This is a genomic window from Pseudoalteromonas sp. NFXS39, from assembly GCF_040148775.1.
In the GTDB taxonomy this organism is placed as follows: domain Bacteria; phylum Pseudomonadota; class Gammaproteobacteria; order Enterobacterales; family Alteromonadaceae; genus Pseudoalteromonas; species Pseudoalteromonas apostichopi.
Window position 1 is genome coordinate 111,175 of the sequence record NZ_JAGDEC010000004.1, and the last position, 13,852, is coordinate 125,026.

The window sequence follows — 13,852 nt, forward strand, 5'->3', positions numbered from 1 at the left end:
AATGATTAGAATAACGGCTTTATTTTTATCTATAACAAAAAGGCAACACGCAGATGGGCAGAGCTTATCAAAACAAAAAAGACTCAATGGCAAAAACTGCGGGTGCAAAAACCAAAGTTTATTCAAAGTACGGAAAAGAAATTTATATCTGCGCTAAGAATGGTGGTGTTGATCCCGATGGCAACTTAGCACTTCGTCGCTTAATTGAGCGTGCTAAGAAAGACCAAGTACCTACGCATGTAATCGAGCGTGCAATCGATAAAGCCAAAGGTGGTGGCGGCGAAGATTACGTAGCAACTCGCTATGAAGGTTACGGCCCGGGCAACTGTATGATCATTGTTGACTGCTTAACCGACAACAACAAACGTACCTTCGCTGACGTACGTGTTTGTTTTACTAAAGCAAATGCAAAAATTGGTGCGCAAAATTCAGTATCACACTTATTTGATCACCTCGCTATTTTTGTTTTTGACGGTGATGATGACGAAGCAGTATTAGAAGCATTGATGATAGCAGATGTCGATGTAACAGATGTAGAAGTTGAAGACGGTAAAATCACCGTATTTGCTCCACACACAGAATACAACAACACCCGTACAGCACTTGAAGAAATGGGAATTACTGATTTCCACGAAGATCTAATTGCCTTTGTGCCGCAAGTAGAAGCACCAATTGAAGGTGAAGACGTTGAAGTCATGGAACGCTTTTTAGCCATGCTAGAAGACTGTGATGACGTACAAAACGTTTACCATAACGCACAGTTTTAATTAAAAAGGCCAACCAAGTTGGCCTTTTACCTTTTAGCACAAAGGAATCAACATTGAATACCCTCGAAGAGTTAAAAGCCGGTTCTGTACAAGGTTGTACACGGCTTCAGCTTGTTGCAGAACTAACTGAATTCCCAAAAGAAATTTATACCCTAGCCGATACGTTAGAAACCCTTGATTTATCTAATAACCAGCTAAGTGATTTACCTGACGATTTATACAAATTAAAAAATCTAAAACGACTGTTTTTATCATTTAATCAGTTTAAACACATACCTGACGTGCTAAGACAATGCCCAAACTTAATCATGGTGGCATTTAAAAGTAATCAAATTACTGAATTTAAAGCACACTGTTTGCCAACGAAAATTGAATGGCTGATCTTAACTGATAATCAAATCCCCGCTTTGCCGGATACATTTGGTGAGTACAGTCAGCTTAAAAAGCTGGCACTGGCCGGCAATCAGTTAACACATTTGCCAGCCTCAATGGCTAATTGTAAAGAGCTTGAGCTAATACGTTTAAGCGCCAATAAGCTTACAAAAGTTGCAGATTGGCTTTTAGCCTTACCTAAACTTGCTTGGCTTGCCTTCTCTGGTAACGATTTAAATCGTTCAACCTGCTTACATTGTGAGCTGTTTAGCCAAATAGCACTGGATGAAATCGATGTTAAAAAGCAGATTGGCCAAGGCGCATCTGGGGTTATTCACTTCGCAAACTGGCATCAACGACCTGTTGCCCTTAAGTTATTTAAAGGCGAGATCACCAGTGATGGCTACCCACTCGATGAGCTTAATTGCTGTTTACAAGCAAGTGAGCACCCAAACCTAATTAAAGCGTTGGGCTATGTTGATGAAGAGTCACAACTGGGTTTAGTAATGGAGCTGATCAATAAAGAGTTTACGAACCTTGGTTTACCACCATCACTTGCAAGTTGTACCCGTGACACATTCGAAGACAACTGCCAGTACACGCCAGAAATGGTGCTAAAAATCATTCAACAAATGACAAGTACCCTCGCCCATTTGCATAAAAAGCAAGTTAGCCATGGTGACATTTATGCCCATAACAGCATGATCAATTCACAAGGCGATTTATTGTTTGGTGACTTTGGTGCCGCAACCGATTTATCGATGCTAATGCCAACTCAACAACAGCTATTAGAAGGCATTGAAGTACGTGCCCTCGGTTATTTTATCGATGATTTACTGACTGTTGTGACTGAACAAAATGACATTACAAAGATGCTTGCCGACATAGCCCAAGAGTGCTTGGTACTCAACTCAGAAAAACGACCTCGCTTTTCTGAGCTGCTTGCGCGATTATGATTTAATACTAATTTGCCTATAAACAAAGCCTCACTGAGGCTTTATTTTTGCCTGTTAAACGGAAACAGCTGCTGCTTTAACATTCCTTCGGGCATGTAATCGCCAACCACACCATATTTATCGGGCCACTCTGCTTGACCTTTTACAGCGGTGCCAAATAGATAATCTAAAAAAGAAAAATGCGCTGCATAGTTACGGTCAATGGCCGCTTTATCAGATGAATGGTGCCAATGATGAAACTGAGGAGTAACCAGAAAATACTTTAACCAACCAAAATTTACGCGAACATTGGCATGGTTAAACACAGCCTGAAAGCCAACAATAATCACATAAAGGCTAATGACTTCAGATGGAAAGCCCAGTACAAAAATAGGCGTAAGTACTAAGCTACGCGTCACTAATATTTCTAAAATATGCTGACGTGAGCCTGCGAGCCAATCCATTTCTTTTGCACTATGATGCACGGCATGAAAACGCCAAAGCAGAGGTACTTCGTGATAAGCCCTGTGCACAAAGTATTGCATTAAATCGGCCACTAAAATAATTAAAAAGAGCTGGAGTAAAAATGGCATTTCTATAATAAAGCCTTGCACAGTATCAGATACAGCCCAGCCAAATGCGTGATGCACAAACTGATTGGTTGCAAGAAGCACAAAACCGATAATTAAATGATTTACAAAGAAATGATTTAAATCGCCTTGCCACTCAGAGCGGAGAATTTTTTGCTCTTTGCGGTGCGGTAGCAGCTTCTCAATTAAAATAAAAATCAGTGTGGAGCCAAGTAAATCAAGAATGAACCAATCAAGCCCTAGGTATGGCGTATCATCTCTAAAATCGCCCACTTGAACATTCGGGCCACCAAATGCAATAGCAAGAAGTATCAGCACCCAAGCTGTTGCACCGAGTCGTTTGTTAGTGTTACGAACAAAGTTCAACAAGCCTAAACTGCCTGAAATAATTAGTGCCACGAACATTAGCTGACGCAAAAACTCAACGCTGTAGTTTTGTCGAAGCTCTGGCGTCGTTAAGTACTCAGGAAAGTGAAAAGCTAATACTCCTAAACAGGATAAAATCGCTAAGAAGCAGGCAATATAGCCACTGATATTGCCTTCACCCACTTGAAACTGCTCAGCCCGAAATAACCGATGATAAAGACGAGTCATGATATAAAAATCCATTTATCAATTTTTTGCAGCATAACACAGAAGAATTTAGGAACAAATGTACGCTGAGTCATCACGAAAATGTGTAAATAAAAAATTAATAGCGAAGAAGTGTCTAATATTATTGAACATCCATATCCTTATAAAACGATTTAGGCTTATAAAAGAATAAGCCTTTAACTATTACTGAAATGCTTTATCAAACTTATCTTGATCAAGGTATTTATCAAATGCACCTAAAGCATTACCCACACTTGGCTCAGCCATTAACTCTTGCATTGCAACTTCACCCACAATACCGAATGCGTTTTCCATTGCTCCCTGACCGCCGACTTCAATCGCCGCCTTTGCTTGCTTTGGACAGTCTTCGGTTAATAAACGCGTAACTAACGCACCAACATAGCGATTAGTTTCATCCATATCTTGTTCTGTCACGTTCGAGAAAGGCTTAATTATACTGTGCGTCGACATACCTAGATAAATCCACTTAGCGAGGTTCTTTCGCTCTTTGCCATTTAGTGAATCAGTTAAACACACTGCAAGTTGCTGTGCTTCTTGCGATGCGGATACATAACTAGGCAGTATCGACGATAAAAAGAGTGACGTAGTTAATAAGATTTTTTTCATTATCTTTCCTTGAAAACAATTACGCACAATAAAGTAATGTGAATCCAAATTAATTTCCAGTAAAAACCAAAAAAGCCACGATAAACGTGGCTTTGTTGGATAAAGCTTAAACTTTTACTGTTCTATTATAAGAACTGACCTAGCGCTTTAACTTGGTCTAACATGCGGTTTGAGAAACCCCACTCGTTATCGTACCAAGCCATCACTTTAACAAGCTTACCATCTACCTTAGTTTGGGTTGAATCGAAGATTGAAGACGCTGGGTTGTGGTTAAAGTCGATAGAAACAAGCGGTAGTTCGTTGTATTCAAGAATACCTTGCATTGCACCTTCTGATGCTGCTTTAACTACTTCGTTGATTTCTGCTGCAGTTGTTTCACGCTTAGCAACGAACGTTAAGTCTACTAAAGAAACGTTGATTGTTGGTACACGTACTGCCATGCCGTCTAGTTTACCCGCAAGTTCAGGAAGTACTAAGCCAACTGCTTTAGCAGCACCTGTTTTAGTTGGGATCATTGACTGAGTTGCGCTACGTGCACGATATAAATCTGGGTGATAAACGTCAGATAAGTTTTGATCGTTTGTGTATGCATGAATTGTCGTCATGCTACCTTGCTCGATACCTACTGTGTCGTTGATTGCTTTTGCAATCGGCGCTAAACAGTTTGTTGTACACGATGCATTTGAGATAATGTTGCTGTCAGCGTTTAATACTTCACTATTAACACCATGAACAACAGTTGCATCCATATCAGTACCAGGAGCAGAAACGATTACTTTTTTAGCACCTGCTTCAATGTGTTTAGCCGCTGCCTCACGTGAAGTGAATAAACCAGTACATTCTAGAACGATATCTACGTTTAGAGCTTTCCAAGGAAGGTTTGCAGGATCACGCTCTTGCGTAAGGGTAATTTCGTCATTACCAATTAGCATGGTGTTTTCAGCAAGTGTTACTTTTTGAGAAAATTGACCGTGAACTGAGTCAAATTGAGTTAAATGCGCGTTAACATTTGCTGGTGCTAAATCGTTAATTGCAACGATTTTGATTTCGTTGTTTTGAGCTGACTCATAAAGGGCACGTAATACGTTACGACCGATACGTCCATAGCCATTAATTGCAACATTAATCATTCTAATATCTCCCGTTAATTATTTTACTTCACTTGCTTGGCGAGCAAGCGCTTCAATGGCTTGCCAGTCTTTGTTTTCAATAAGTTGTTTGTCTAACATCCACGTACCACCCACACAGATTACGTTTTTAAGTGCGAGGTAGTTAGGTGCTGTTTCAAGGCTAATGCCGCCTGTTGGACAAAATGTTACTTGTGGTAAAGGGCCACCAATTGATTTCAGCATTGCAGTGCCACCCGCTGCTTCTGCAGGGAAGAACTTTAGAAACTTAAAGCCTTGGCTTGCTAATTTCATTACTTCACTTGGTGTCGCAGCACCTGGTAAAAATGGAATATCAGACTCTTTAGCCAGTGCTAATAATTCGTCGTTTACGCCAGGGCTAACCATAAAGTCAGCACCGGCTTCAACTGATGCATTAAATGTCGCTTTATCAACCACAGTACCTGTGCCAACGTATGCTTCTGGTACGGCTTCTTTCATTAGCTTCACTGCTTCTGCCGCAATTGGCGTACGCAAAGTAATTTCTAATGCTTTTAAGCCACCGTTATAAAGCGCACGTGCAAGGGGTGCTGCATCTTCAAGTTTTTCGATAACAACAACCGGTACCACAGGTGCCGATGATAAAATTTTCTCAATGCTCATTGTTTGTTCCTCATAGCCCAGTAACGGCGTATTATTATTCTAAACCAAAGGCGCTAGCGCCTAGGTCTGCACTACTTACTATATTTCTGAAACCTGCAAATAACTCTCGACCTGTGCCGTATGTTTGGCTTGGTTGGCTAAGTTGTAATTCACGTTTTGCTAATTCTTCATCGCTTACATGTACTTTCAATACACCTGCTGGTGCGTCAAGCGTCACTAAATCACCTTCGTGAATTTTAGCGATTACACCACCTTCAACAGCTTCTGGTGCTAAGTGGATTGCAGCAGGAACTTTACCAGATGCACCCGACATACGACCGTCTGTGACAATCGCCACTTTGTAGCCTTGGTCTTGCAGTGTTGCCATTACTGGCGTCAACTTATGAAGTTCAGGCATGCCTTTCGCTTTCGGACCTTGCTCTTTAATTACAGCAATAAAGTCTGTGTTTAATTCACCGCGGCTATACGCTTCTTGTAACTCACCTTGTGAGCTAAATACTTTAGCTGGTGCAGAAACAACTTGGTGTGACTCTGCCACTGCTGATACTTTAATAACTGCTTTACCAAGGTTACCAGTAAGAAGCTGTAAACCACCCTGCTTACTAAACGGGTTATCAATTGGGCGCAATACTTCTTCGTCGTGTGACTTTTCAGGACACGACACCCATTTAACTTTGCTTGGGCCTGTGCTGTTAGTCATAATCACCGATGAATCTTTATCTAACATTGGCTCCGTGGTGTATGCTTCTAACCCATCACCGACAATCGTTTTCACATCGTTATGTAAGTAACCTTTGCTAAGTAGTTGCTTCATTAAGAAGCCCATACCGCCAGCTGCTTGGAAGTGGTTCACATCAGCTGAGCCGTTCGGGTAGATACGCGTAAGAAGTGGCACAACTTCAGATAAGTCAGCCATGTCTTTCCACGTTAGGATCACACCTGCAGCTTTCGCAATAGCCACTAAGTGGATTGCGTGGTTTGTTGAGCCGCCTGTTGATAACAAGCCAACTAAACCATTAATAATTGTTTTTTCACTTACTACATCTGCAAGGCAGTTAGCATCTTTTGTTTCGATTAACTGCTTTAACATAGTTTCTACAGCATGACCTGTTAAACCATCACGTAGTTCTGTGTAAGGGTTAATGAAAGAGCTACCTGGTAAATGTAGACCCATGATTTCCATTAACATTTGATTCGAGTTTGCCGTACCGTAGAAAGTACATGTACCGGCACTGTGATAAGATGCGCTTTCAGCTTCAAGAAGCTCTTCACGACTTACTAAGCCTTGTGCAAATTTTTGACGAACACGAGCTTTTTCTTTATTCGGGATACCCGATTGCATTGGACCTGCTGGTAAAAAATACGTTGGTAAATGACCAAATGATAAAGCACCAATTAAAAGTCCTGGGACGATTTTGTCACAAACACCTAAACAGAAAACACCGTCGAATACATCATGCGATAAAGAAACCGCAGTAGACATTGCAATCACGTCACGTGAGAACAATGATAACTCCATACCGTCACGGCCTTGTGTTACGCCATCACACATTGCTGGTACACCGCCAGCAACTTGTGCTGTTGCATCGTACTTAGTCGCAAGGTTTTTGATGATTTCTGGGTAATCTTTGTAAGGGACATGCGCAGAAAGCATGTCGTTATAAGCGTTGATGATAGCTAGATTTGGTTGCTCGTCTGCTTTTAAACGATCTTTGTCATCGCTGCTACAAGCAGCCATAACATGTGCAATATTACCACAGCCTAAACCTGCACGAACTCTTGTTTGTTTTTTTGCGTGCGAGATTCGCTCTAAATAAGCTTGGCGGGTCTCTTTACTGCGTTCGATAACGCGTTCGGTGACTTCTTGAATACGAGGATGCAACATATAAATTCGACTCATCTCTATAGTTAGAGGATAAAGGCTCAGTAACAATTACAGACTCCACGAAAATAATTGTACTGAGCATCTTTGATTTACCCGTTCAAAGGTACGCTGACAGGCTGTCTCTCACAACCAACCTGACACCGGTGTCACTGTATTAACTCATGACTGTGACACCGGTGTCAACCTTATCTGTTAAATTTAGTTTAATTTTTTTAAATGACCAAATAATGAACAACTTTATTTTAGTAGAATATGAGCAGAATTCATATGAAGTACTACTATCAAAGGCGTACCCTCTAGCCTAAGTTTGTAGTTAGTTCTATTTTAAAACAATGAGTTAAAGTGTTGTTATCCATTTTTCCCATCTGAAATAAAAAAGCCCGAGAACGCGTCACTCATTCTCGGGCTACTGTGAAAAAACAAGATGAAATTTATTTAATTGCAGCTGTCGACTCACGAGTAATGAGTTTTGCTTCAAGGGTTACTTGATAAGGCGACTCTTGTGGGTCACTAATATGAGTAATCAATTGCTTGACTGCTTGCTGAGTCATTTCTTCAACTGGTTGAGCAATGGTAGTTAACCCTGGCCAGATATGACGAGCAATTGGAGCGTTATCAAATCCAGCGATAGAAATATCATCTGGCACTCTTAACTGCATTTGCGTAGCAAGTTTTAACACCGCTGCTGCCATGTAATCATTTGAAGCAAATACCGCCGTTGGCCGAGGATTTAAATCTAGAATAGTACGGGCACTGTCAACACCAGAGTGATAACTGAAGTTACCTTCTTCAACTAAGCGCTCATCAAACTCAATGCCGTTTGAAGCAAGTGCTCTTCGGTAACCTTTAAAACGTTGCTCTGTAGCACTGTGATCAGGGTGACCTTTAATGAAAGCGATTTCTTTATGACCAAGCTTAATAAGATGCTCAGTTATTTCAAAAGCTCCCTGCTCATCATTACTTCTTACAGAAATAGAGTCGTCTTCAAGTACCGCTGATGCGACGCGAGCATACGGGATCTTTTTCGATTTTAAAAAGCTTACAAGTTCAGGAAAATCTGAAAATGGAGGGGTCAGTACAATACCGTCTAAACGCGAGGTTTGAATCAACTGCTCAATATTACTAATTAATTCGTCGCCACGTAACTCACAAGGATGGATCAATAAGTTGTAATTAAGCTCATGACAGGCAGCTAAGGCACCAGTTTGGACACGGGTAATATAGCTTTTACTAGGATTATCGTATAAGCAACCAATAATAAAACTACGGTTTTGTGCCAAACCTCGTGCAATTGGGTTTGGCGTGTAATCAAGCTCTTTAAATACTTTAAGTACTTTTTCGCGCGTTGCATCACTCACGTTTGGCTCGTTGTTGAGAACGCGAGATACTGTTTTTTTCGATACACCGGCATAGCTGGCGACACTGTTGATGGTTACTTTCTTCATCCGCTCTACATCCAACTGCTAATTACGCGTTACTTTTAACATGTATACACGCAGCAGCACCAATGAATGGAATGTTGTCTTGTGTTACAAGCGTAACAGGGATCTGTGAAGTATATTGCGACATTATGCCTTTGTCTGCAAAACGTTCAACAAATCGACTAGATAATAGACGTTGTTGCATGCGAGGTAAAATACCACCACCAATAAATACGCCACCTAATGCGCCAAATGTCAGGGCTAAATCCCCTGCTACGCTACCAATCCAATCACAAAATTGATTTAGCGTTGCATCACACACTTCACATTGACCTGTAGTTGCCAACTCACTGATTTGTGCTGCATCTAAATTCTTAGCTTCAACGCCTTTTACTGCAGCCATAGCACGATATAAATGCGCTATACCAGGGCCTGAGAACACAGTCTCTACAGACACATGATTTAATTGCTTTTTAAGTTCAGTAATTAGCAACCGGTCTAATTCAGTTACTGCTGCAAGAGTAATATGGCCTGCCTCGCAGCTAAGAACAGCGCTGCCTTGAGATGTTCGAACTAAACACGCAGCACCAAAACCTGTACCAGGTCCCATTACGGCAATATTAGCATTTTCATCAGCTTGGCCTGCTTTAACGGCCATATTTTGTGAATCATCTAAATAAGGAGCCGCATAAGCAAATGCAGCAAAATCGTTGATTACTTCAAGTTGCTCAAATGCGAATTCAACTTTTAAGTCTGCAACATTAAAGTGCCAGCCAAGGTTTGTTAAATGTACTTGACCTGCTTTAATCGGACCCGCTACCGCTAAACATGCACGGTTTGGCTTTGGAAATGAAATTTGGCTGAAATACTGAGTAATTGCACTTTCTAAAGAGCCAAAGTCAGCACTTGGGAATGTTAAATTATGCTCGATAACAAACTGGTTAGTTTGTGCATTAAAGTCAGTGATTAAAGCGAAACGAGCGTTAGTGCCGCCAATATCGGCAACAAGAATAGGAGCGAATTCTGTCGTTGTCTGTGTGTTCATGTTGTTTTCTCTATTTGTCTAAGCTAGTTGCCGCTTATTTTTCTAGTTTTCAATGGCAAAGCCATTGTGTCTGCTAAACTTTGGGTCATTGCCTCAAGGAAGCTATCTTTTGTATTAAAAAAATGCTGCCCAATTGAATGGGCAGCCAAATACGTTTTGACAACAAAATGATAAAACAGTGACATTATGACACCGGTGTCAGATTGGGATCAATAAAAATTTTCATTATTTGTGCATGCATACGTATTTATTAAGAAAACCTGCGTATTAAGTATCGAAAAAGCATATATATACGCATAAAAAATGCCTAGCTGTGTACAGAACAGTCACACACACGCCGCTTGTCACAAATAGCTTGAAAAAAATATTAAATAGCCGAAAATGGAAATACTTCTTCTGTTATTTGGTAACCATATGAAAGGTAAGGCGACATCATTTGACATTGCACATTATGCGGGTGTGTCACAGTCAACCGTGTCTCGCGCGCTGCGAAATAGCCCTTTGGTCAACGAAGAAACGCGTCGACGTGTTCACGAGGTAGCAAAGCAGCTCAACTATAAAGTTGATAAAAATGCCAGTAACTTAAGAACACAACAAAGTAGCACCCTGGCACTTTTATTATTTGAAGATCCAACCTCGGATGAATCACAAATAAATCCTTTCTTCTTAGCAATGCTAGGCAGTATTACAAGAGCCTGTGCAAAAGAAGGCTACGATTTACTCGTATCGTTTCAGTCTAGCAGCTCTGATTGGCAAGCTGATTACGAAGACAGCCACCGTGCAGATGGCCTAATTTTGCTTGGTTATGGTGATTACCTCGATTATCAGCCTAAGTTTAAAACCTTAATTGACCAAAACACTAAGTTTGTATGTTGGGGGGCAAGCGTAGATAACCGCCCAGATTTAACTGTCAGCTGTGATAACTACGGTGGTGGTAAATTAGCTGCTGAGCATTTACTCGCAACCGGAAGAACTGATTGTGCATTTATTGGTGATGCCTCTGATCATAGCCCTGAGTTTTTTGCTCGCTACCAAGGTTTTAAAGATGCATTCTTAGCCAAAGGCGTGGCTTTAAACGAACGTAAGATGGCTAATGCTATTTCAACAGAAGAATCTGGCTATCACGCGACTCGTTCCCTCATAGCAAATAACATTCGTTTTAACTCATTATTTGCGGCCAGCGACTTGATTGCTATTGGTGCTATTCGCGCGTTAAAAGAAGCAAAAATCAAGGTCCCTGATGATGTACATGTTGTTGGTTTTGATAACATTGCGGTTGCCAGCTTTGTAAACCCACCACTTACCACTGTTCAACAAGACACTACCCTCGCCGGACAAATGTTGGTAGATAACCTGCTCAAACTCATTCGGGGTGAAGATGTAGAGAATACCCTTTTACCACCACGGTTAATTATTCGTGGTTCGAGTGTTTAATTTTTAGCGATAACAGCTTTGTTATCGCCTACTCCCTTCCCAACCAGAAACTTATTGCATTAAAATTAGTTTTTTTTCGATTTACCCAAGACTATTACTTCGAAAAAGCAGATAATTACACCTATTATGATGAAAACGCTTATCTGGCACACAAAGCTTAGATAGCAACGCGCACAAAGGTGGAATTTTTTAATGGAAATTAAAGTTAATTTTCTCGACAACCTCAGGCTTGAAGCTAAGTTTGATGATTTCTCTGTCATTGCAGACCAACCTATACGCTATAAGGGTGATGGCACTGCACCAAGTCCATTCGATTACTTCTTAGCTTCATCTGCATTGTGTGCGGCTTACTTCATTAAAGTGTATTGTAATTCGCGCGATATCCCGACAGATGGTATTCGTGTTGCGCAAAACAATATCGTTGACCCAGAAGACCGCTATAACCAAATTTTCCAAATTCAGGTTGAATTACCAGAAAGCCTTTCTGAGAAAGACCGCACGGGTATTTTACGCTCTGTTGAGCGTTGTACAGTAAAACGTGTTATTCAAACCGGCCCTGAATTTAAAATCGATACTGTTGAAAGCATTGAAGCTGATGCGCAAGCAATGCTGATGGCAAAACCAGGTGATGACAGCAACACGTTTATTTTAGGTAAAGATTTACCGCTTGAAGAAACCATCGCAAATATGACGACCATCCTTGAAGAGTTAGGGATGAAAATCGAAATCTCTTCTTGGCGTAATATTGTGCCAAATGTGTGGTCTTTACATATCCGTGACGCTGCGTCGCCAATGTGTTTTACCAATGGTAAAGGTGCGACCAAAGAAAGCGCGTTATGCTCAGCTTTAGGTGAATTTATTGAGCGCTTAAACTGTAACTTCTTCTATAACGACCAGTTCTTAGGCGAAGACATTGCCAATAGCGAGTTCGTACATTACCCAAATGAAAAGTGGTTTGCACTAACTGACGATGACTCGCTACCAGAGGGTATTTTAGATAATTACACCCGTGAAATTTATAATCCAGATGGTGAACTTTGTGGCTCACACCTAATCGATACCAACTCTGGTAATAAAGATCGTGGTATTTGCTCTATTCCTTATGTTCGCCATTCAGACGGTGAAACTGTTTACTTTCCTTCAAACCTGATCGAAAACTTATTCTTAAGTAATGGTATGAGCGCAGGTAACAATTTTGCCGAGGCAAAAGTACAATGTTTATCTGAAATTTTCGAGCGTGCCGTTAAGCGTCAAATCATTGAACAAGAAATTGTTTTACCAGACGTACCACAGGAAGTATTAAATAAATACCCAGGTATTGTTGCGGGTATTAATGGTCTTGAAGAACAAGGTTTCCCTGTTGTAGTAAAAGATGCCTCGCTAGGTGGTCAGTTCCCAGTGATGTGCGTAACACTCATGAACCCTAAAACAGGAGGGGTATTTGCCTCTTTTGGTGCGCACCCAAGCTTTGAAGTTGCGTTAGAGCGCAGTTTAACTGAGTTATTACAAGGCAGAAGCTTTGAAGGCTTAAACGATGTACCTAAGCCAACGTTCAATAGCATGGCGGTTTCTGAGCCTGAAAACTTTGTAGAGCACTTTATTGACTCAACGGGCGTGATCTCATGGCGTTTCTTCAGCGCTAAACACGATTATGATTTTGTTGAATGGGATTTCTCTGGCAGTAATGAGGAAGAAACAGCGAGCTTATTCGGAATTTTAGAAAGCTTAGGTAAAGAAGCTTACATTGCTGAGTTCTCAGACCTTGGTACTGCTTGCCGCATTTTGGTGCCCGATTACTCAGAAGTTTATCCTGTAGAAGACTTAATCTGGGACAATACCAATAAAGCACTGAACTTCCGCGAAGATATCTTAAACCTACACCGTTTATCAGAAGATCAACTTGCCGATTTAGTTGAACGCCTAGAACAAAGTGAACTAGATAACTACATTGATATCATCACCTTAATCGGCATTGAGTTTGATGAAAACACAGTGTGGGGTCAGTTAACGATTCTTGAGCTAAAACTGCTTATTTATTTAGCACTCGGTGATTTAGAAGCGGCAATGGAGCTGGTTGAAGCTTTCTTACAATATAATGACAATACCATTGTTGAACGTGGCCTATTCTACCAGGCAATGCACGCAACGTTAGAAGTAGCACTAAGCGATGACCTTGAGATTGAAGATTACATTCACAGCTTCACTCGTATGTTTGGTCAAGAAACCATGGATGCTGTAGTTGGCTCAATCAATGGCGATGTGATGTTTTATGGCTTAACAGAAACCAGCATGAAGCTTGAAGGTTTAGATAGACACCTTCGTTTAATCGAAAGTTACAAAAAGCTACACGCTGCTCGCGCGAAAAAAGCGGGGCTGTAACCAAGGAATATCCGAGCCGCACGTTTTCACAACG

General features: G+C 41.0%; 11 protein-coding genes. 4 read left to right on the plus strand and 7 right to left on the minus strand.

Annotation, left to right across the window (positions count from 1 at the left end; genetic code table 11):
• Window positions 1-53: 53 nt before the first annotated feature.
• Window positions 54-767 carry a YebC/PmpR family DNA-binding transcriptional regulator gene (locus J3455_RS09125; RefSeq protein WP_349561573.1) on the plus strand — a complete coding sequence of 238 codons (714 nt, stop codon included), beginning with the start codon at window positions 54-56 and terminating at the stop codon, window positions 765-767.
• A 53-nt stretch (window positions 768-820) separates the two neighbouring features.
• A complete protein-coding gene (locus tag J3455_RS09130; RefSeq protein ID WP_349561574.1) occupies window positions 821-2,095 on the plus strand; it encodes a protein kinase in 1,275 nt (424 codons plus the stop codon).
• Between the two features lie 41 nt (window positions 2,096-2,136).
• Here the strand turns inward: J3455_RS09130 and J3455_RS09135 are convergent, their stop codons facing one another.
• The 7 genes from J3455_RS09135 to glk all read right to left on the minus strand — a co-directional run bounded on the left by J3455_RS09135 (window position 2,137) and on the right by glk (window position 10,005).
• Window positions 2,137-3,258 carry a sterol desaturase family protein gene (locus J3455_RS09135; protein WP_349561576.1) on the minus strand — a complete coding sequence of 374 codons (1,122 nt, stop codon included), beginning with the start codon at window positions 3,256-3,258 and terminating at the stop codon, window positions 2,137-2,139.
• A 183-nt stretch (window positions 3,259-3,441) separates the two neighbouring features.
• A complete protein-coding gene (locus J3455_RS09140; protein WP_239977821.1) occupies window positions 3,442-3,885 on the minus strand; it encodes a hypothetical protein in 444 nt (147 codons plus the stop codon).
• 125 nt (window positions 3,886-4,010) lie between these two features.
• Window positions 4,011-5,015, minus strand: a complete 1,005-nt coding sequence (gap, locus tag J3455_RS09145; protein ID WP_063705673.1) for a type I glyceraldehyde-3-phosphate dehydrogenase — start codon at window positions 5,013-5,015, stop codon at window positions 4,011-4,013.
• An 18-nt stretch (window positions 5,016-5,033) separates the two neighbouring features.
• On the minus strand, window positions 5,034-5,654 hold the full coding sequence (gene eda / locus J3455_RS09150; protein WP_130051350.1) for a bifunctional 4-hydroxy-2-oxoglutarate aldolase/2-dehydro-3-deoxy-phosphogluconate aldolase: 621 nt from the start codon (window positions 5,652-5,654) through the stop codon (window positions 5,034-5,036).
• Between the two features lie 34 nt (window positions 5,655-5,688).
• Window positions 5,689-7,539: a phosphogluconate dehydratase gene (gene edd, locus J3455_RS09155; protein ID WP_130052282.1), complete on the minus strand. Its 1,851-nt coding sequence runs from the start codon at window positions 7,537-7,539 to the stop codon at window positions 5,689-5,691.
• A 431-nt stretch (window positions 7,540-7,970) separates the two neighbouring features.
• Complete coding sequence (locus J3455_RS09160; protein WP_130051349.1) at window positions 7,971-8,984, minus strand: LacI family DNA-binding transcriptional regulator; 1,014 nt, start codon at window positions 8,982-8,984, stop codon at window positions 7,971-7,973.
• A gap of 22 nt (window positions 8,985-9,006) precedes the next feature.
• Window positions 9,007-10,005, minus strand: a complete 999-nt coding sequence (gene glk / locus J3455_RS09165; RefSeq protein ID WP_167657850.1) for a glucokinase — start codon at window positions 10,003-10,005, stop codon at window positions 9,007-9,009.
• A 414-nt stretch (window positions 10,006-10,419) separates the two neighbouring features.
• On the opposite strand from glk, the gene J3455_RS09170 reads away from it, so the two are divergent.
• Both J3455_RS09170 and J3455_RS09175 read left to right on the plus strand, forming a co-directional pair.
• A complete protein-coding gene (locus J3455_RS09170; RefSeq protein WP_130052281.1) occupies window positions 10,420-11,439 on the plus strand; it encodes a LacI family DNA-binding transcriptional regulator in 1,020 nt (339 codons plus the stop codon).
• A gap of 192 nt (window positions 11,440-11,631) precedes the next feature.
• Window positions 11,632-13,818 (plus strand): OsmC domain/YcaO domain-containing protein, encoded by a 2,187-nt coding sequence (locus J3455_RS09175; protein ID WP_178927037.1) that lies wholly within the window; start codon window positions 11,632-11,634, stop codon window positions 13,816-13,818.
• Window positions 13,819-13,852 lie beyond the last annotated feature (34 nt).